Genomic DNA, 20,243 nt, shown 5'->3' on the forward strand with positions numbered 1-20,243 from the left:
GTTAATGCCCTCCTGTGTTGTGCTGTGAAGGGTGCTCAAAATTCACCAGCGGTTCGATCACATCAGCCACGGTTTGATGGGCAATACGGCGCTCTTCAAAGTAATCGTGGCGGTCGTAGATACCCTCAACGCCTTTTAGCTTATGGTTAAGACAGCGTTCGGCCACGTTGCCTGCAATGCCTAAAGAGGCGGCAAGGCTGCGAAAGGTACGGCGTAAATCGTGTACGGTGAAGTGTTCAAGTTTACCCATTTTATTGGGTGGCTGTTTTTTGCGCCCAGGCTCGCGACCAAAGAGCTTAGAAATGGCACGGTTTAGCGTATCTGGCCCCATATGTGGACGATGGCTTGCTCGTCTGGCTGGAAAAACATAAGGCGAGCCACAAGCGCGGACTTGCAGTTCGTTAAACCAAGCAATGGCTTGGCGCGGTAAAGGGATGCTAATGGGCACGCCAGTTTTACTGCGTTCTTTGGGTAGGTCCCATACGCCTGTGGTTAAATCCATTTCACGCCACATGGCTTCGCACAATTCGCTTTTGCGCACGCCCAACACCAAAAACAGACAGCAAGCGAGGTAGTTGTCGCGGCCAAAGCTATTGATATGGGTATGAAACACGCTAAAGGCGTAGTGAATTTCCTCTTTGCTAAGCATCCTGTCTTTACTGGACTCCACGCCACCGGCATCGTCCACGGTAAAGGCTGCGGCGGGGTTGTTCAGCGTTAAGTCGAGCTTTATCGCATGCCGAAACAGCTGCTTCATGTACATCAAGGTATCGTTGGCAATGGTAGGGCGGTTACTTTCTCGAATGCGCTCTAATACTTCGCGCACATGTGTGGGGCGCACAGCTTGGATAGGAAGTTGACCAATCACTGGTGCAATCTCTTTGGTAAAAACACGTTTGGGTATATTGGGGTGCTTTAACCGGCGACTTAAGTCTTTGGCATACCAGTCTTGAAACAGCTGGCTGACATTTTGGATCTCTGGGATGGTTTCAATAGCGCGAATTGCTAATGGATCTTCACCTTGCTGAAGTTGTAGCTGCATTTTAGACGATTCAAGTCGAGCCTCTGCTAAGGTCATACTTGGATATTGACCGAGCGTGGCTTCTCGTCGTCCGTTTAGGCTGGTATACCTTAGCATCCAATACGGCATGCCAGATTTTCTTACGCAAAAATATAGGCCATTACCATCACTGTATTTTTTGTTTGCTGCTGCGGTGCGAGCATAAGATTGCACCTGAGTTGCGGTTAGTTTTGCCATCGTTTGTTACTCTATATTCCTAAGAAATCGTTAAAATTTGCTCACCATTGCCCACCACTGTTTGTTTATCGATTGGTTCGATAGTTGAGTGATTGAACAATCTGCAAGCAGCACGATAAGTGGGGATGGCATAAGGCGGTGGTGAGATAGATGCAAAAATCTGCTCACCAGATACCTTGACTTTTTGCTTATTGAGTCAAAAAAACAGGTCTTGCCCACCATTTTGCCCACCACTTAAACAGCAACTGGTAACGGACATCTGCAAACCGATTTGGACGGGAAAAATAAAAAAGCCCTGTATTTACAAGCAAATAACAGGGCTTCTAAGACATTCTTGGACGGGTGAAAAAACTATTCGATGTTTTGAATCTGTTCTCTCATTTGTTCGATTAATACTTTGAGCTCAACTGCTGAAGTTGTGACTTCGCTATTAATTGATTTTGACGCTAACGTATTCGCTTCACGGTTAAATTCTTGCATCATAAAGTCAAGACGGCGGCCAGTTGCCTCTTTTTTCTTCAAGATATTACGTGTTTCTTTAACGTGTGCTTCTAATCTATCCAATTCTTCTGCAACATCAACACGTTGAGCCAATAGAATAAGTTCCTGTTCCAAGCGGTTGTTATCCACTTGAATGTCAGCTTCTTCTAACTTGTTTTGTAAGCGTTCACGTTGCCATTGTAGAATTTCTGGCATGTGTTGACGTACTTTGGCGACCTCTGCTAGCACACCGTCAAGTCGCTGCTCAATAAGTGTATGTAAGGATGCCCCTTCAGCTTCACGGCTTTGGATAAAGGCATCAATCGCTTCATCTAACCCTGCCATTAGTTGTTCGCTAATTATGTCTAAATCTTGCTCGCCAGCTGACATTACTCCAGGCCAACGCAAAATTTCTAATGGGTTGATTTCACCTTCATGGCTGTAATTTTTAACCCAATTCGCAGCACTGATTAATTGGCGGGCTAATTGCTCATTTAGGATTAACTCGCCACGATTTGCGCCATCTAACTCAAAGCGTAGACTACATTCCACCTTTCCACGTGTTAAGCGAGAACGCAGGCGCTCGCGAATGACAGGCTCAAGGCTTCTGAATTGCTCAGGTAAGCGAATATACGTTTCTAAATAACGTTGGTTCACGGAACGCAGCTCCCAGGCCGCATTCCCCCATTCACCCTTGATGTCCCGACGGGCAAAAGCGGTCATACTACGGATCATAATTCGTTCCCATTATCGTAAAGATTTAGGAGATTATAACGCTATGCAGGATGACAGGATAGGCATTATCGCTTGAACAACGTATAATGCGTCCCAATTTGAGTTGATAATGGAGATAACACCATGCGCCCAGCAGATAGACAAGCAGACCAAATGCGCCCGATTACCATCACGCGCAACTATACTAAGCATGCAGAAGGCTCTGTTCTTATTGAGTTTGGCGACACGAAGGTGTTATGTAATGCAACTGTTGAAGAAGGTGTTCCTCGTTTTTTAAAAGGGCAGGGGCAAGGTTGGGTTACAGCGGAGTATGGTATGTTACCGCGCGCAACAAATTCACGTAATCAACGTGAAGCTGCACGAGGAAAACAAACGGGTCGTACGATGGAAATCCAACGGTTAATCGCACGTTCTTTACGTGCTGCTGTTGACCTTAAAAAATTAGGTGAATACACCATTACTTTAGACTGTGATGTTATCCAAGCGGATGGCGGTACACGTACAGCAGCGATTTCTGGTGCCTGTGTAGCTCTAGTTGATGCACTGAACAATATGGTTGAGCAAGGTAAAATTGCAAAAAGTCCACTAAAATCAATGGTTGCAGCCGTTTCTGTCGGAATTGTAAATCAAGAAGCCCTATGTGACCTTGAATATGTTGAAGATTCTGCAGCTGAAACAGATATGAATGTTGTCATGATGGATGATGGCCGAATGATTGAAGTGCAGGGCACCGCAGAAGGCGAACCATTTAGTCATGAAGAGCTACTTGCTCTATTGGCATTAGCTAAAACAGGTTTAAATACCATTTTTGAAGCTCAGCGAGAAGCGCTGAAGTAAGTTAATCATTAATTAGGCGGCTAAATAGTCGCCTTTTTTATGTCTGCTGGTTCATCAACCAATTAGCAGCTTTGAATATAGATAAATAATCATCAACGAGGAGAATGACCAATGAAAGCCTATCAGCGCGATTTTATTGAACTTGCCATGAAAAAACAGGTACTTAAATTTGGTGAGTTTACGCTGAAATCAGGTCGTAAAAGCCCTTATTTTTTCAATGCGGGGTTATTTAATACAGGGCGTGATCTGGCACTTGTCGGTCGTTTTTATGCACAAGCATTACAAGATAGTGCAATTGAGTGTGATGTCATCTTTGGTCCTGCGTATAAAGGGATCCCTATCGCAACGACGACGGCGGTAGCACTTTCTGAACACCATGACATCGATATGCCATATTGCTTCAATCGCAAAGAAGCTAAAGACCATGGGGAAGGTGGCGTGTTAGTTGGGAGTCCTTTGAAAGGGCGTGTTGTGGTAGTTGATGATGTCATTACTGCAGGAACGGCAATTCGTGAGTCAATGGAAATTATTAAACAACAACAAGCGACGTTGAATGGTGTTTTGCTATGCCTTGATCGCCAAGAAAAAGGTAAAGGTGACATTTCAGCAGTGCAAGAGGTTGAGCGTGATTATGGCTGTAAAGTTTACTCAATTATTACCATGAGCGATTTAATCACTTACCTCTCTGAACAGGAAGGTATGCAGGAACATTTAGCGGCTATGAAGGCTTACCGCGAACAATACGGAATCGAGTAAAAAAAGCCCTCGCCCAATGATGGGCGGGGTGAGTAGTATAAACAATCGGTTATTGTAACTGAGCTAGAATTAAAGGCCAGCGCGATTCAAACTCGACGGTTGGCCGATAACGAAACTCAGAACGTACAAAACGTGAGAGCATTCCTTCACAAAAGGCTAATAGCTGAGAAGCAAGCAGTGACTCATCATGAATAAACCCATGACCATCACGTATTTTTTTCTCTTTCAACACCTGCCGCAATTGCGATTCTATACGTTCAAATAATTGATTAATACGATCTTGAAGCCTATCTTGCTCAAACATCAGAGCGTGGCCTGTCATTATACGCGTTAGCCCAGGGTTTTTCTCTGAAAAACCAAGTATTAGCGCTAGTATTAGTTTAATTCTAATTATCGTATCTTTTTCATCACTTAAAATCAGATTAATGCGCGAAACCAATGAGTCTTCAATAAACCCAATGAGGCTATCGAACATTTTCATTTTACTCGGAAAATGACGATACAGCGCAGCCTCTGATACACCAACCGTAGCAGCAAGTTTTGCTGTTGTAATGCGTTGGCTACCATCACTACTTTCTAACATTAACGCAAGAGCCTGTAAAATCTCATCACGTCTGTTACGTTTTTGTGTTGTCGCTTTTTCTGCCATGTCTAATAAGACCCCTGCTAAAACAGCAAAACAAACTATCCAAAATTTTGCTCTTAGTAAAGAGACTTACAAAGCAAAATGGATTTAAAAAATGTTTAAAATATAAGTAATGTTGAGCAAGCTTCCTGAAAGAAAATATGCGGCTGATTGTTTTTATTCATAAAGATAGAACCTAATTCAGGTTCTATCTAGCATATTTGTTATCAGGATATTCTATTTATTGACGGCCGGAATGGCCGAAACCGCCAGCCCCACGCTCTGTTGCGTCAAAATCATCAACAATATTAAATTCCGCCTGAACAACCGGGACAAATACCATTTGAGCCATACGTTCACCGGGTTCAATAGTAAAATTTTTATCACTACGGTTCCAGACAGACACCATAAGTTGCCCTTGATAATCAGAGTCAATGAGCCCAACTAGGTTACCAAGTACGACGCCATGTTTATGTCCTAAACCTGAACGAGGTAAGATCACAGCAGCAAGGCTTTCATCAGCAATGTGAATGGCTAAACCCGTTGGAATAAGTTCTGTTTGACCTGGCGCCAGATCGATAGGTGCATCAAGGCATGCACGTAAATCTAAACCAGCAGAACCTGTAGTGGCGTAGGCTGGTAGAGGAAATTCATTACCGATACGGCTATCAAGGATTTTTAGGTCAATTTTTTTCATAACGTTGAAGTATCTCGTCAAGTAAATAGTGGCTTAATTCGTTTTTATTGCAGTGAGGCAAACGTGTATCACCGTTAGCATCAAAAATATGTAACGCGTTGTTATCGCTATTAAATCCATTGTCTGCTAGTGAGACGTCATTGGCACAAATGAGATCGAGTTGTTTTTGCTGTCGTTTTTGGCGTGCGTATTCTTCCACATTTTGGGTCTCAGCTGCAAACCCAACAACATATGGCCTATTGTGTTTTAGGTTGCCGACACTAGCCACGATATCTGGATTTTTGATAAGTGTAATCGAAACTTCATCACCTTGTTTTTTTATTTTGTTTTCAGCAATGTTTTTTGCTCGGTAATCTGCAACTGCGGCGCAACCAATAAAAATATTTTGCTCTGTAATGGTTTGATGAACTTGCTCATACATTTCTAGGCCGCTCGTGACATCAATCCGCTTAACCCCTTCTGGTGTTTCAATATTTACAGGGCCCGCAATCAAAGTGACGTCAGCACCACGTTGACTGGCTGCCTTAGCAATGGCAAAACCCATTTTCCCCGAACTATGGTTGCTGATGAAACGAACGGGGTCGAGTGCTTCCCGTGTTGGGCCAGCAGTGATCATTAATTTGATACCTTGTAAGTCGAGTTTAGGGGTAAAAAACTCACTGGTTAGACGAACAATTTCTAGTGGGTCAATCATGCGACCAGGACCAATATCACCGCAAGCTTGGCTACCTGCGTCCGGCCCCCAAATCATACATTGGCGTTGTTGCAGTTTGATTAAATTTTCTTGCGTTGCTTTTGCTTTGTACATTTGTTGGTTCATTGCTGGCACAAGTGCAATCGGTGCAGCGGAAGCAAGACAAACTGTTGTGAGTAAATCATTTGCCATTCCTGCACTGAGGCGAGCAATTAAATCCGCAGTAGCAGGCGCTAGAATAATGATATCTGCCCACTTAGCGAGTTCAATATGTCCCATGGCAGCCTCAGCGGCTGGGTCGAGTAAGTCATCGGAAACAGGATGCCCTGAAACGGCTTGTAAGGTTAAAGGTGTAATAAAGGCTTTTGCACCTTGAGTCATCACAACACGCACAATCGCACCTTTATCGCGCAAACGGCGGGTAAGTTCAGGGATTTTATAAGCGGCAATGCCCCCACTAATACCAATAACTATCTGCTTACCTAATAGTGATAGTTGATTCATTATTTTTATCCAATTCGGTCAACATGGGAGGCATATTACCACAGAGAAGCTAGAGGTGGCGCGCTCGATTTTTCGTCACAGTACTATTTTTGCGAAGCGCTACGCAAACCCATATGTGAGGGGTTGTGAATGTTTTTTAGGCTAGATAAAAAGGATGCAAGGGATTTAGGGACAAAGAATATGATGAGTGAACATCTAGATTTACCACCAAGAGAAAAGCTACTCGCATACGGGGCGGCTGCGTTATCTGATGCTGAGCTACTCGCTATTTTTTTGCGTACAGGGAGCCAAGGTGAACCTGTTTTGCAGCTTGCGAAGCGTTTAATACAGGAGTTTGGTTCAGTGTATTTGCTTCTACAAGCAGACTACGAAAAACTAAAACACTGTAAAGGAATGGGGAGTTGTAAATTTACCCAACTACAGGCCGTCAGTGAACTAGCTCGACGCTTTTTCTCTGAACAATTTTTATATGAAGATGTGATGACTGGGCCTGAACAGTTGAAAGCAAAGTTGTTGGATTTATTCGCAGGGCAAGAGCGTGAAGTTTTTGTCGTGATATTTTTAAATAATAAAAATCAAATTATTTGCCATGAAGAGTTGTTTAAAGGTACTTTGAACAAAGTTGAAGTCCACCCCAGAGAAATTATTCGCTTTGCCATAAAAATGAATGCGAACGGCATTATATTAGCCCATAATCATCCATCGGGTAACCCAGAACCCAGCACTGCGGATAGGCAAGTGACAGAGCGAATCCAACGTGCTTGCGCCATTATGGGGATTAAACTACTTGACCATTTTGTCGTCGGGCATAAGCAATGTGTGTCATTTGTAGAGCGAGGGTGGTTATAAAATTATTTTTTTGCCTAAAAAATGACAACTTTCTTTGTGTTGGGCTTGAGTGAAAACGATTGAAAGCGTATACTACGCCACCTTTAAGGATCTTGGGTTTGGCGAGAAGGGCCTATCTCAGTAAATTTTTACGTCTTAGTAAAGTAAATCTTTATTCAGGTATCAACGGTTTTTTCAGTCAATGAAAGTTTGCTGAGATGGGCTCCTAAGCCTGACGAGGCGGCCATACCCAGAACAAAAAAGCTCGAGCTGATTAGATTTTTGGAGAATAGACATGTCACGAGTCTGCCAAGTTACTGGCAAGCGTCCAATGAGCGGTAACAACCGTTCACACGCATTAAACGCGACCAAACGTCGTTTTTTGCCAAACCTGCACTCTCACCGTTTCTGGGTTGAGTCTGAGAAACGTTTCGTAACACTGCGTGTATCTGCTAAAGGTATGCGTGTTATCGATAAAAAGGGTATTGATGCTGTTCTTGCTGAACTGCGTACCCGTGGTGAGAAGTACTAAGGAGCTAAAAAATGGCTAAAGGTATTCGCGAGAAAATCAAGCTAGTCTCTTCTGAAGGTACAGGTCATTTCTATACCACTACGAAGAACAAGCGCACAATGCCAGAAAAACTGGAACTGAAAAAATTCGATCCAGTTGTTCGTAAGCATGTGATCTACAAAGAAGCAAAAATTAAATAATTTTGCTTTCTGCGTTAAAAACTCAGCTTCGGCTGAGTTTTTTTTTACCTAAAATTTGGGTTATCGATGATATGCGCATTCGAAGCTATGACCATTATAATGAAAGTAGTAACATAGAGAGTATTCATTGAATTAATAATGATATTTGTTGTCGAATGACTATTGTCTTTTACATATAGACTTGATTAAGAGTGCCTGGTGAAAAAACAGTTTAAAAAAATTCTTGTGATCAAGATGAGGTTTCATGGGGACATGCTGCTGACAACACCGGTTATCAGCTCATTAAAACACCAATATCCTGATGCTGAAATTGATGTTTTGCTTTATCAGGATACTATCCCTATCCTCTCTGAAAATGCTGAAATTAACGCTTTGTACGGCATGGCAGGGAAAAAAAGTGGTGGGCTGAGTAAAGCATGTAATGTTATTAAATTACTGCTAAAGCTGCGTAAAAATAAATATGATTTAGTTGTTAATCTAGCAGACCAATGGATGGTGAGTGTATTGGTTCGAGCAATTCCTGCTAGTACAAAAATTTCCCATCAGTTTGCCCACCGAGACTCTAAATATTGGTGTAATAGTTTTACGCATTTGACAGAACCTGAAGGCGAACATGTTGTTCTAAATAACCTATCAGTGCTCAAGCCGTTAGAAATAAAAGAACTAAAAACACATCTAACGATGTCTTATTCAGAGCAGGATTGGAAAAATATTGATGAAAGGTTATTAAGCCTTGGTGTCCATAGCAGCTATGTCGTCATCCAACCAACAGCGCGCCAAGCTTTTAAGTGTTGGGATAATGAAAAATTCTCAGCCGTCATTGATGCATTGCAGTCTCGGGGTTATCAAGTGGTTTTAACTTCGGGGCCGAGTAAAGAAGATTTGGAATGTATCAGTGATATTGCAAATGGCTGCCACACAAAGCCCGTTACTGAACTAGCAGGGAAAACTTCATTTCCTGAGCTAGGCGCATTAATTGCTCATGCCGCTTTATTTATTGGTGTTGATTCGGCACCAATGCACATTGCTGCTGCAGTTAAAACGCCAATAGTGTGCCTTTTCGGTGCGACAAATCATATTTTTTGGCGGCCTTGGAGCGATAATGTCGTTCAGTTTTGGGCGGGTGATTATGAAACTATGCCACCGAGAGAAGAGCTAGATCGTGATAAAAAGTATTTATCCATTATTCCAGCTTCTGATGTAATTAAAGCAACAGAGAAAATGTTGCCGATGAATATTCGCTCTATGATGACAAGGTATTAACATGAATCTGGCATTTTGCTTATATAAATACTTTCCGTTTGGTGGGTTACAGCGGGATTTCCTACGTATTGCAACTGAATGCCAGTCACGTGGTCATCACGTCCGTGTTTATACCCAATCATGGGAAGGTGATAAGCCTAGTGGTTTTGAAATTATTATCGTACCGATAACTTCAAAGACGAATCATGGGCGAAATGCACAATATTGTGACTGGGTGTTAGCTCATTTAAAGCAGCATCCTGCTGAGCGGATAATTGGTTTCAATAAAATGCCAGGGTTGGATGTTTATTATGCAGCTGATGTCTGTTATGCACAAAAAGTCGCTGAAGAAAAAGGGTTTTTGTATAAGCTGACACCTCGCTATAAACACTATGCCGCATTTGAAAAAGCGGTTTTTGCAGTGGGGAAACCGACACAGCTATTAATGTTAACGCCACATCAAATTAGTCATTTTAAAAAGCATTATGGAACTGAAAATGAGCGTTTTCATATGCTACCTCCCGGTATTGCCCAAGATAGAAAATATGATAAACAAATTGCTGACGCCAAAAGAGTTTATCGTGAAAAAAATCAAATACCTGAATCTGCATTTTTAGTATTGCAGGTGGGCTCTGACTTCAAACGTAAAGGTGTTGACCGGACCATAAAAGCCATTGCGGCATTGCCCGAAGACATTAAGAAAAACACGTTATTGATGGTAGTTGGCCAAGATAAACCGGTGAAATACCAGCAGTTAGCGAAAACGCTAGGAATCGGCTCACAAGTCTCTTTCTTTAGTGGACGTAATGATATTGCAGAATTAATGGCAGCAGCCGATATATTAATGCATCCAGCTTATCAAGAAGCCGCAGGTATCGTGTTATTAGAAGCGATTACTGCAGGTTTACCGATTATTGTCACAGAAGTGTGTGGATATGCTTCATTTATTAGCCAAGCTCAATGCGGTATTGTGGTAAATGAACCTTTTGAACAAACCGTTTTAAACTTGGCTTTAGAAAATAGTTTAAAAAATCCGGCTCAATTAGCACAATGGGCAAGTAATGCGCGTTATTTTGCGGATACAGAAGATTTGTATAGTTTACCAGAAAAAGCCGCAGATATTATTTTAGGGGGAAGCAAATGATTGAGTTAAAAACCCCTTTTAGCGAGTTGTGGAAAAATAAAGATCCCTTTATCGAAGCTGATAAGTTACAAGGTGAAGTTTTTCGTGCGTTAGAGACACGTAAAACGCTGCGCTTTGAACTTGAAGGGCGTAGCTATTTTATAAAAATTCATTATGGGACTACACTGAAAGAAGTCCTTAAAAACTTATTATCTTTTCGGTTACCGGTATTAGGGGCTGATAGAGAGTGGAATGCTATTCATCAACTTACCCAAGTGGGAGTGGATACTATGAATGGACGAGCGTTCGGGCAAAAAGGGGGTAATCCTCTTCGTCGCCACTCCTTTATTATTACTGAAGATTTGACCCCGACGGTGAGTTTGGAAGATTATTGTGCAAATTGGTTAGATAACCCGCCAACTTTCAGTACCAAGCAAATGATTATTCGTCGGGTTGCGAAAATGGTGAGTAAAATGCACGCAACGGGTATTAACCATCGTGATTGTTATATTTGCCATTTTTTACTGCATTTGCCATTTACGGGAAATGAAGAACAGCTAAAAATATCGGTTATTGATTTGCACAGAGCACAACTCAGAAATTCTGTTCCAATTCGTTGGCGAAATAAAGACTTAATTGGTTTATATTATTCATCATTAAATATTGGGCTCACTCAGCGTGATGTTCTTCGTTTTATGAAAGTCTACTTTGGCTTATCGCTACGAGATATTTTGCAACAGGAAGCGTCATTGATCGCTAAAGCGGAAAGCAAAGCTGCACAAATTAAAGAACGTACAATTAGAAAGTCATTGTAAGTCAAAGAAAGAAGAGAGATATAAATGTTCTTCAATAAAGAAAATGCGGTTACACAACAAATTGATTTATCGTCATCTGATGCGATTGTTAATAATGACAGCTTACATATTTCCTATGGGATTGACCGTAATTTTCTATATGGATGTGGGATCTCGATTGCTTCTCTATTAAAAACCAATCCTGATATCTCTTTTTCATTTCATGTATTTACTGACTATTTTGATGATGAGCAAAATAAATTATTTAAACAGCTCGCTAAGCAATATAAGACGAGTATTAAAGTTTATTTAGTTGACTGTGAACAGCTTAAATCGCTTCCAAGTACCAAAAATTGGTCATATGCAACTTATTTTAGGTTTATTATTGCGGACTACTTTTCAAACCAGTTAAATAGAATGATCTATATGGATGCAGATATTATGTGCCAAGGAACGCTGCAGCCATTGCTAAATATTCAATTTAAAGATGATGAAATCGCTGCTGTTGTGCCTGAAAGGGATCGCAATTGGTGGCAAAAAAGAGCTGATGCTTTAGGAGTCCCAAGTATTGCTTCGGGGTATTTTAATGCAGGGTTTTTAGTTTTAAATTTAGTGAATTGGTCAAAATTTGATATCTCAACTAAAGCAATGGATTTACTTTCCCAAGATGCTGTGAAAGCAAAATTATCCTATTTAGACCAAGACATTTTAAATATGCTATTAACAGGGAAAGTCATTTACCTTGATGGCAAATATAACACTCAATACAGCATCAATTATGAGCTGCAAAAAGGCAAAAAAGAAAATCCAATCACGCCTGAAACGGTATTGATTCATTATATTGGCCCAACTAAGCCTTGGCATGAGTGGGCGAATTATCCAACAGCTCAACCCTTTATTAGTGCAAAGGACGCATCGCCTTGGAAAGATATTCCCTTACTGAAGGCTAAAAGCAGTAATCATTTGCGTTATTGTGCGAAGCATATGTTTAACCAAGGAAAGGTTTTCTCTGGGATAAAAAATAATCTTCAGTATTTCTGGGTTAAACTAAATTAAATAATAATTGGGTAAGTTATGTCTTTTTTAGAAAGAAATGAAAGTATTCTCTCAAAGTATAACAAGACTTTGGTACTAATTTTTGTTGTTCTTTTTTTTGTGGAAAATGTAACGAGATATAAGCATATTCTGTTCTATTTGATGATAGCGACATCTTTGGTTTATCTATCTTTAGATACAAAAAAAGTGTTGGAAAAATTAAATAATAAGCTATTATATTTGGTTGGTGCTTTTTCTATCTTTCTTTATATATCAGTAACTTATTCGGATATACCAAGTGTATCGATTAAGACCCTCAACAATAATTTATTAAATTATGGAATACTAAGTTTATCTCTTTTATTGCCGATTATTTTATATAGAGAAAGCCTAAAAGATATTTCAAAACTATTATTAACGAGTTTTACTGCATCGTTATCCTTAGTTTTACTTGTTGAGTTATACCGCTACTATATAGCTTATCAGCAGGGTATCTTGCCGTTTACTACCTATGATTTTAGGCATGTTTCGGATGCGTTAGTTTTTTTCTTTCCAATACTTCCTATTCTTTGGTATTTATTGCCTAAATCTAAACTTATTTATTTCTATATTTTAAGTATTGTATTTCTGTTTGTTTTATTTGGAACGCTAGCTCGGGGGGCATGGGTTGCAGTTGCAGTCGCTGGGTTATTATTTTTGTGTTTTAAACGTCCTTGGAAGCTAATTGGGGTTGTATTATGCCTTTCATTAGTTTCACTTATTTCTATTAAGCTAATTTACCCTGATACAAGTAAACAATTATTTTATAAGCTGGAGCAGACAGACAGTTCTTACCGTTATGCTAATGGAACCCAAGGAACCGCTTTTGAGCTCATATTGGAAAATCCAGTTATCGGATATGGTTTTGGCGATAAAATTTACCATGAAAAGTATAACAGTGTTGTAAAAAATCATCCGAAATGGACATTTAAGAAGTCTATCGGGCCCCATAATATTTGGCTTTATATTTGGTTTGGTGCAGGTATTGCAGGGTTAGCGATATTTAGTGCGGTATTTTTGTCAATGTGCTATTCCTCAATGCAAGGGATTAAAAATAGGTCTGAAGAACCGGAAATTTACTTTGCCTTCATTGCATTGTTGTTAAGTCTTATTGGCTTTTATCTGGTACGTGGGATGTTTGAACAAGTGGACCTTAAACCCTTAGGTATTCTTTTGGGGTTTTTAATCGCCATGATGGGGCATAGTTCAACCAAGCAGAAGAGAGTGTGCCATGAATAACCTGATAACAAATAAATATCTGCTAAATGAGGGGGCTAATGCTAGTAATACCTCTTTACCATGTCTTGATGTTATTTATGGTTCGGATGAAAACTATCAGTTTGGTGCGGGTGTTTCAGCGGTCTCTTTACTTATTAATAACCCAAATACGTTCTTCAGATTTCATTATTTTTTAGATAAAGTCAGCCCTAGCTTTTTAGAGAAATTGAAGGTTATTTCTCATCAGTTTTCAGCTGAATTTCATGTTTATGAATTGGATAATCAATTATTAAAAACATTGCCGGCTTCTGATGTTTGGTCCTCAGCGATGTACTTTCGGTTAGTTGCTTTAGATTATCTCTCGAAAGATTATGATGTTGCCTTATATTTAGATGCGGATGTTATCTGTGATGGTCAATTAGATTTGGCAGCCAATTTAATTGAAGACAAAGTTTGTGGTGTTATTGCTGATGACATCGGTGTAAGAACAAAAAGTGAAACGCGATTACACACACCACAGTTATCTGAGACCTATTTTAACTCGGGTGTTATGTTTGTGAATTTAAAGAAGTGGCACGAAAAACGAGTTACTCAGCAATGTTTTGAGTTGTTGTCTGCAGAAAATGCGAAACAACGGTTTAAATACCCTGATCAAGATGTATTAAACCTTATTTTAAGAAATGACCTGATACTGCTTAATAAAAAATTTAATACAGTTTACACCCTAAAAAATGAGCTGTATGACCGAACACATCAAAAATACCAAACCATTATTACACCCGAAACGGTTTTAATTCATTACACTGGTGTGAGTAAACCTTGGCATACATGGGCGAATTATCCTTCTTCTCAGTCTTTTTATAAAGCATTAGCACAATCACCTTGGACAAAGGATGATTTAAAACATGCCACTAAATTTGTTGAAAGGAAAAAGGAATATAAACACCTATTAAAGCGGGGTGCGTATTTATCAGGTATTTTGTCGGGCATTTGCTATTTGTTTGAAAAATACGCAAAAAAAAGAAAATAATATGATGATTAATAAAATTATCTTAACAGTTTCTCCTATATTTTCTATACCGCCTAAAAGTGCGGCAGCAATTGAATCGTGGATGTACAATGTCGCCAAACGATTAGACATTGAAAACCGAATCGTTTGTATACGAAATGATGGGTATAGTGCTCATTCTGTTGTTAATAAGTATTGTGAAATTGAGCGTATTAAGTTTGGAAAAGTGTATACAAGGCTATTCAAGAAATGGACAAGATTAGATCCATATTCTTATGCAGATAGAATTGTCAAAATTAAACATCAATTTTCGCCAAATCCGAATGAAAGCGTTATTTTTGTTCACAATCATATTAAATCCTTCAAAAAAATAATTAAGAAAGAAGGGCATAATAACGTTGTGTTACACATGCATAATTTGTATGAGCCTAAAGATGTCCCTGAAGACATAAAAATCATAGTGCCAAGTCATTTTATGAAAAACTGGTACAGAGAACGTTTACCAAATGCGCTTATTGAAGTGGTCCGTAATGGGTTTGATGGTGAAATTTATGCTCAGCCTCCTGAGGTCAAACGTGAGGATTTTGGGCTAACAGCAGAAGATAAAATAGTTTTATTCGCTGGCCGAATCGCTAGGGATAAAGGATTACTTGAATTAATGCAGGCGTGCGAGACTTTTTTTAAAAAAGGCCCTCGTTATAAGCTCGTCATTGTGGGTGACCCAAATGCCGCGTTAAAAGGTGAATTAGCGCAATATCAAGATGAAGTAAAAGATTATGCAAAAAATTTGGATGAACAATGTATTTTCTTAGGTGGTGTTCATCCTGAAAAGATCCGACACTATTATTCTCTTGCGGATGTGGTTGCTGTACCTTCCATCGCCCCAGAGCCATTTTGTATGGTCGCATTAGAGGCGATGGCTTCCGGGCGCCCTGTGATAGCGAGCCAGCGAGGAGCAATGGTGGAATTTATTTCACATAATGAAACTGGGTTTATTTTCAGGGAGCCACTTTAGCCTTTAAGTATGGCAGAAGATATTACTAGTGCGTTAGAGCACCCAAATAGCCAAGACATAGCCTATCATGCCAAAAAACATGCTTATGATAATTTCACTTGGGAAATTGTTAAAGATGAGCTCATGAGGGTGATTGCAAAATGGTATCCCTAAGCAAGAAATGTGAGTTTATATATGCCAGAACTACCAGAAGTTGAAACCAGCCGCCGTGGAATAGAGCCACATTTAGTCGGAAATACAATCTCTTATGCAGTTGTACGCAACAGTCGATTACGTTGGCCGGTCAGTGAACAAATTAAAAGCTTATCAGATGAAGCGGTTCTGAGTGTCCAACGTCGGGCCAAATATCTACTGATTGAATTGCAAACAGGTTGGATTATTGTTCATTTGGGAATGTCTGGTAGTGTGCGTATTTTGACAGAGGAATTACATGAAGAAAAACATGACCATGTAGATTTAGTCATGCGAGATGGCAAAGTGCTGCGCTATACGGACCCTCGTCGTTTTGGCGCATGGCTCTGGTGTGATGATTTAGAAAACAGTTCGGTACTTGCACACTTAGGACCTGAGCCATTATCAGATGCTTTTAATCCCCAATATCTTTATGAATTAGCGCAAAAGAAAAAAGTGGCCGTTAAGCCGTGGTTAATGGATAACAAAGTGGTTGTTGGTGTGGGTAATATTTATGCCAATGAAGCATTATTTGCGACGAAAATATCACCTGAAAAAATCACTAATACATTAACATTGGCTGAAATTACTGAACTCGTGCAACAGATCAAAAAGGTGTTACAACGCTCCATTGAGCAAGGCGGCACGACACTAAAAGATTTTTTACAGTCGGATGGTAAGCCGGGTTACTTTGCCCAAGAATTGTTTGTCTATGGGAAAAAGGGGGAACCCTGCTCAATGTGTGGTACGCCAATAGAAAGCATTAAACAGGGGCAACGCAGTACTTTCTTTTGTCCGCAGTGTCAAAAATAGTGCGCTTTTGCTATTTTTTATTGAGTTTCTTTAGCATTGCCTCAGCAACCACTGGGGGTAGGAAAGACGAAATATCACCATCGTGGAGGGCAACATCTTTGATTAAAGAAGAAGAAACAAAGGACAAACTTTGCGATGGTAATAAAAATACGGTTTCCAAGTCAGGAACAAAATGGCGGTTCATATTCGCTAATTGCCACTCATATTCGAAATCAGCCACAGAACGAACGCCACGAATAAGAATATTAGCGCCATTTTTTTGTGCAAAATTAGCCATCAATTCAGAAAACCCAACAACTTCAACATTATCAAGGTGAGAAGTCACCTCTTTAGCAAGGGCAACGCGCTCATCAAGGGAAAACATCGGGTTTTTTCGTTGGCTATTTGCAATAGCCAACAAGACATGGTCAAACATTGCTGCTGCTCGGGTAACAATATCAACATGTCCTGATGTCACAGGGTCAAACGTACCAGGGTAAATAGCCTTATGTTTCATGGCGATAGTATCTCGTTGTTTGTATTTTCTATTCGAAAAAATAGCATGAATAAGCGCTAACATTATCGGCTATCTAGCATGGTTGCAACTGTAGATAAGATTTTACTGCTATTTTTAGGTGCATATTCTGCACACTTTTATCTGAGCTTTATGGTAAGATAGCGCCAATTTTGGTAAGTGAATCAGATCGAATGTTATTGCTGCGTTTATATCAGGTACTTCTTTATCTTATCCAGCCATTTATATGGGTTCGCCTATTGCTGCGCAGCCGTAAAGCGCCTGCGTATCGTAAACGTTGGGGCGAACGTTACGGCTTTTGTGCAGGAAAAGTAAAACCTCAAGGCATTTTATTACATTCAGTTTCTGTCGGGGAAACTCTTGCAGCCGTTCCACTAGTCCGCGCACTTCGCCATCACTATCCGTCTCTGCCAATTACAGTAACAACAATGACGCCAACTGGCTCAGAGCGCGTTCTTTCTGCATTTGGCGACGATGTTGACCACGTCTATTTACCTTATGACCTCCCTGGTTCTATGCGACGTTTCCTAAAACAAGTCGACCCAAAGCTTGTGATCATTATGGAAACTGAATTATGGCCAAACATGATTAACCAATTGCATAAACGTAAAATTCCATTGGTTATTGCAAATGCGAGACTTTCTGAGCGCTCTGCTGCTGGGTATCAAAAGCTCGGTAGCTTTGTGAAACGTATGCTACGTAATGTCACTATGGTCGCAGCACAACATCAGGAAGATGGTGAACGTTTCGTTCAATTAGGGTTGCGGCGGATGCAATTGAGTGTAACAGGGAGCCTGAAGTTTGATATCTCTGTAACGCCTGAATTAGCTGTCAGGGCAATAACTTTACGCCGCCAATGGGCAGCACATCGCCCAGTTTGGATAGCGACCAGCACTCATGAGGGTGAAGAAGCCATTGTTTTAGAAACACATCAACAGTTATTAAAACGATTTCCTGATTTATTATTAATTTTAGTACCACGTCACCCTGAACGCTTTGCAAAAGCGGAAGAACTAACTCAAAAAGCTGGTTTAACGTTTATTCGTCGTAGTGCCAACACGATCCCTACTGCAGATGTTCAAGTGGTGATTGGCGATACTATGGGCGAATTGATGTTGCTATATGGAATTGCGGATATTGCCTTTGTTGGGGGAAGCTTGGTAGAGACTGGGGGGCATAACCCGCTCGAAGCGGCAGCCCATGCGCTACCCGTATTAATGGGGCCTCACACATTTAATTTTAAAGATATTTGCGGAAAACTGACTCAAGCAGATGGCTTAATTACGGTGACAGATAGTGAATCGATGGCTCAAGCCGTGACGAGTTTGCTTTCTGATGAAGATTACCGGTTATATTATGGACGTCATGCCGCCGAAGTTCTTCATGAGAACCAAGGTGCCCTTCAAAGATTATTAAAACTATTGCAACCCTATTTGCCTCCGCGAGAGCAATAATGCCAAGTAATGTCTTTTTTTGAATATTAACTTGAACATTACAACAATAGATTGTGAATATTTTCTGGCACATCCTAGTATTGCATTTAAACTATAGTACACTGCCTCGTTTATTATAGAGTCATTCGATTTGGTTTATTACTATTAGAGTAGTATCCAAATGGAATGTTGGAACTTTTGCTTATCTTTCTAAGACTATATGCCAGCCATTAATCAATCAATTTCAAATAAATATGTTTATGTATGGGTCATAAGCTATGCCATCGTTTGGATCTTAGCGAGTTTTTATTTCGACCCTACCGTACCTTATGACACAGTAGAAGCAGTGAATTGGGGGATGAATGGGGAGTGGGGATCACCTAAAAACCCATGGTTTGTTGGCGTAATGATGTGGCCTGCAATTTACCTCGATATCCCCTATAGCTTTTATTGGTATTTTAGCCATTTTGTCGGTATTGCATTTGGTTTACTTGGGGTATGGAAACTAGCCTTCCGTTTAACTGGGCGTCGCGATTTTGCTTGGTTTGCAATGCTAATGCTGAATTTATCAGGTGTCATTAATTTCGATATCATTCCTTATAATGATAACTATATTCTAGTGACATTATGGCCTTGGGTTATTTATTTCTTTTTACGTGCGGTTGATGATAATCCTGCATGGTGGTTACCGTTTGCCTTATTTGCAGGCCTTGCAACAATGGGGAAATATTCAACGTTGGCGCTAGTTGGGTCTGTTTTCTTGTTAACTATATTTGTGAAACAGGTTCGCCAAAGTTACCGTCATCCTGTTTTTTACCTTGCGATTGCATTGTGGTTTGCTTTGGTATTGCCAAATTTCTTTTGGTTGATGGCAACGGACTTTTCGGCTTTCAAATGGGTGGATTCACAAATCGACCCTGGGTTTAATCTTCACACCACACAAGCGGCACTAAGCGTGTTTTACCCATTAGTGATTGCGGCGATTGTCGTTTATAGCTGTGGTGGAAAGCTAGGGTGGCCTAAAGCTTTGCCTAACCGCATGGCTAACTTCATTATTTTATTTCCATTAGTGGTGATATATGGCTGGTTCTCTTTCCACGATGGTGGTCGAATAACTGAATGGCTGCAGCCATTTATGGCTATCAGCGCACCGTTATTTGTTGGCTCAATAATAGAAATGCCAAGAAAACCGTTTAAGAAGTCATTAGTGGGTTTTGCAATTTTTGGTGTTTTAGTGGTAGCTGGCTATATTACCGTTCAGGCTGCGAATATTCGTGGAGCGGGGCAAAAATTTATTGGTGTTAAAACCTTAATTGCAGATGGGGAACAGCGTTGGTATGAACGTTATAACACACCTGTAAAATATGTCGGCGGCGAAGATAATCAGTACCAATGGTTTATTATTTATGGCAAGGACAGGCCACATGTCATTCAGCCTTGGTCTATGGAAAAGCATATGCCACCGAATGTGTATAACCGTGAGATTACGGAAGCTGAAATTCGTCAACATGGTGCTTTATTACTGGGTAAAAAATACGATGATTGTGCCCATGAAAACTTCGCTAAGGTTCGTAAGTTCTGGCCACAGTTTACGATAGAAAAAGAAGATGTGATTTATCGTTCTGAGCCAGATGCAGAACCTGAAACCATGTGCTTTGGGTTTATTGCGCCAGAGAATATGAAATAGGGCATGGTAAGCTGATATAAATAAA

At 40.3% G+C, this 20,243-nt stretch carries 22 protein-coding genes; 16 read left to right on the forward strand and 6 right to left on the reverse strand.

Annotated features, from left to right (window positions below):
- Position 1: 1 nt before the first annotated feature.
- Together SJ312_RS16895 and SJ312_RS16900 are read right to left on the reverse strand one after the other, a co-directional pair.
- Complete coding sequence (locus SJ312_RS16895; protein ID WP_017043873.1) at positions 2 to 1,258, reverse strand: tyrosine-type recombinase/integrase; 1,257 nt, start codon at positions 1,256 to 1,258, stop codon at positions 2 to 4.
- 351 nt (positions 1,259 to 1,609) lie between these two features.
- On the reverse strand, positions 1,610 to 2,473 hold the full coding sequence (locus SJ312_RS16900) for a YicC/YloC family endoribonuclease (protein ID WP_036959080.1): 864 nt from the start codon (positions 2,471 to 2,473) through the stop codon (positions 1,610 to 1,612).
- A gap of 123 nt (positions 2,474 to 2,596) precedes the next feature.
- Between SJ312_RS16900 and rph the strand changes: the two genes are divergently transcribed.
- Positions 2,597 to 3,310, forward strand: a complete 714-nt coding sequence (gene rph, locus SJ312_RS16905) for a ribonuclease PH (RefSeq protein WP_004265108.1) — start codon at positions 2,597 to 2,599, stop codon at positions 3,308 to 3,310.
- A gap of 111 nt (positions 3,311 to 3,421) precedes the next feature.
- A complete protein-coding gene (gene pyrE / locus SJ312_RS16910; protein ID WP_004265110.1) occupies positions 3,422 to 4,066 on the forward strand; it encodes an orotate phosphoribosyltransferase in 645 nt (214 codons plus the stop codon).
- A 49-nt stretch (positions 4,067 to 4,115) separates the two neighbouring features.
- Here pyrE and slmA read toward each other — a convergent pair whose 3' ends face one another.
- The 3 genes from slmA to coaBC all read right to left on the reverse strand — a co-directional run bounded on the left by slmA (position 4,116) and on the right by coaBC (position 6,586).
- Positions 4,116 to 4,715, reverse strand: a complete 600-nt coding sequence (slmA, locus tag SJ312_RS16915) for a nucleoid occlusion factor SlmA (RefSeq protein ID WP_004265112.1) — start codon at positions 4,713 to 4,715, stop codon at positions 4,116 to 4,118.
- Positions 4,716 to 4,932: 217 nt separating this feature from the next.
- Positions 4,933 to 5,388, reverse strand: coding sequence for a dUTP diphosphatase (gene dut, locus SJ312_RS16920; RefSeq protein ID WP_110592781.1), 456 nt, complete (start codon positions 5,386 to 5,388; stop codon positions 4,933 to 4,935).
- On the reverse strand, positions 5,375 to 6,586 hold the full coding sequence (coaBC, locus tag SJ312_RS16925; RefSeq protein ID WP_004265117.1) for a bifunctional phosphopantothenoylcysteine decarboxylase/phosphopantothenate--cysteine ligase CoaBC: 1,212 nt from the start codon (positions 6,584 to 6,586) through the stop codon (positions 5,375 to 5,377). The genes dut and coaBC overlap by 14 nt, the downstream gene beginning before the upstream one ends.
- 183 nt (positions 6,587 to 6,769) lie before the next feature.
- Between coaBC and radC the strand changes: the two genes are divergently transcribed.
- The 12 genes from radC (at position 6,770) to mutM (ending at position 16,584) form a co-directional block, all read left to right on the forward strand.
- Complete coding sequence (radC, locus tag SJ312_RS16930; protein ID WP_094962934.1) at positions 6,770 to 7,435, forward strand: RadC family protein; 666 nt, start codon at positions 6,770 to 6,772, stop codon at positions 7,433 to 7,435.
- Positions 7,436 to 7,709: 274 nt separating this feature from the next.
- Entirely contained in the window at positions 7,710 to 7,946 is a 237-nt protein-coding gene (rpmB, locus tag SJ312_RS16935; RefSeq protein ID WP_004265123.1) for a 50S ribosomal protein L28, read from the forward strand.
- Positions 7,947 to 7,957: 11 nt separating this feature from the next.
- Positions 7,958 to 8,125, forward strand: coding sequence for a 50S ribosomal protein L33 (gene rpmG / locus SJ312_RS16940; protein WP_004265124.1), 168 nt, complete (start codon positions 7,958 to 7,960; stop codon positions 8,123 to 8,125).
- Between the two features lie 198 nt (positions 8,126 to 8,323).
- Entirely contained in the window at positions 8,324 to 9,388 is a 1,065-nt protein-coding gene (gene rfaQ / locus SJ312_RS16945; RefSeq protein WP_319868119.1) for a lipopolysaccharide core heptosyltransferase RfaQ, read from the forward strand.
- 1 nt (position 9,389) lies between these two features.
- The gene (locus tag SJ312_RS16950; protein WP_153674028.1) at positions 9,390 to 10,511 is read left to right on the forward strand and encodes a glycosyltransferase family 4 protein; all 1,122 of its coding nucleotides are present in this window, start codon (positions 9,390 to 9,392) and stop codon (positions 10,509 to 10,511) included.
- Positions 10,508 to 11,305 (forward strand): lipopolysaccharide core heptose(I) kinase RfaP, encoded by a 798-nt coding sequence (rfaP, locus tag SJ312_RS16955; RefSeq protein WP_319868120.1) that lies wholly within the window; start codon positions 10,508 to 10,510, stop codon positions 11,303 to 11,305. The genes SJ312_RS16950 and rfaP overlap by 4 nt, the downstream gene beginning before the upstream one ends.
- A gap of 24 nt (positions 11,306 to 11,329) precedes the next feature.
- Positions 11,330 to 12,340, forward strand: a complete 1,011-nt coding sequence (gene waaO / locus SJ312_RS16960; RefSeq protein ID WP_153674030.1) for a lipopolysaccharide 3-alpha-galactosyltransferase — start codon at positions 11,330 to 11,332, stop codon at positions 12,338 to 12,340.
- A gap of 18 nt (positions 12,341 to 12,358) precedes the next feature.
- A complete protein-coding gene (gene rfaL / locus SJ312_RS16965; RefSeq protein ID WP_172767520.1) occupies positions 12,359 to 13,597 on the forward strand; it encodes an O-antigen ligase RfaL in 1,239 nt (412 codons plus the stop codon).
- Positions 13,590 to 14,606, forward strand: a complete 1,017-nt coding sequence (locus tag SJ312_RS16970; protein WP_004265136.1) for a glycosyltransferase family 8 protein — start codon at positions 13,590 to 13,592, stop codon at positions 14,604 to 14,606. Before rfaL ends, SJ312_RS16970 begins: the two co-directional genes overlap by 8 nt.
- A gap of 1 nt (position 14,607) precedes the next feature.
- Complete coding sequence (locus tag SJ312_RS16975) at positions 14,608 to 15,600, forward strand: glycosyltransferase (RefSeq protein WP_319868121.1); 993 nt, start codon at positions 14,608 to 14,610, stop codon at positions 15,598 to 15,600.
- Between the two features lie 9 nt (positions 15,601 to 15,609).
- Positions 15,610 to 15,753 (forward strand): hypothetical protein, encoded by a 144-nt coding sequence (locus SJ312_RS16980; RefSeq protein ID WP_319868122.1) that lies wholly within the window; start codon positions 15,610 to 15,612, stop codon positions 15,751 to 15,753.
- Between the two features lie 21 nt (positions 15,754 to 15,774).
- Entirely contained in the window at positions 15,775 to 16,584 is an 810-nt protein-coding gene (gene mutM / locus SJ312_RS16985) for a bifunctional DNA-formamidopyrimidine glycosylase/DNA-(apurinic or apyrimidinic site) lyase (protein ID WP_319868123.1), read from the forward strand.
- A gap of 10 nt (positions 16,585 to 16,594) precedes the next feature.
- On the opposite strand, the gene coaD is transcribed toward mutM, so the two are convergent.
- Positions 16,595 to 17,080 (reverse strand): pantetheine-phosphate adenylyltransferase, encoded by a 486-nt coding sequence (gene coaD, locus SJ312_RS16990; RefSeq protein WP_036959128.1) that lies wholly within the window; start codon positions 17,078 to 17,080, stop codon positions 16,595 to 16,597.
- Positions 17,081 to 17,271: 191 nt separating this feature from the next.
- Here coaD and waaA point away from each other — a divergent pair, with 191 nt between their 5' ends.
- The gene (waaA, locus tag SJ312_RS16995) at positions 17,272 to 18,552 is read left to right on the forward strand and encodes a lipid IV(A) 3-deoxy-D-manno-octulosonic acid transferase (RefSeq protein ID WP_096863630.1); all 1,281 of its coding nucleotides are present in this window, start codon (positions 17,272 to 17,274) and stop codon (positions 18,550 to 18,552) included.
- 199 nt (positions 18,553 to 18,751) lie between these two features.
- On the forward strand, positions 18,752 to 20,218 hold the full coding sequence (locus SJ312_RS17000; RefSeq protein WP_319868124.1) for a glycosyltransferase family 39 protein: 1,467 nt from the start codon (positions 18,752 to 18,754) through the stop codon (positions 20,216 to 20,218).
- Positions 20,219 to 20,243 lie beyond the last annotated feature (25 nt).

The organism is Providencia sp. CIM-Carb-044 (assembly GCF_033901115.1).
GTDB classification, from domain to species: Bacteria; Pseudomonadota; Gammaproteobacteria; order Enterobacterales; family Enterobacteriaceae; genus Providencia; species Providencia hangzhouensis.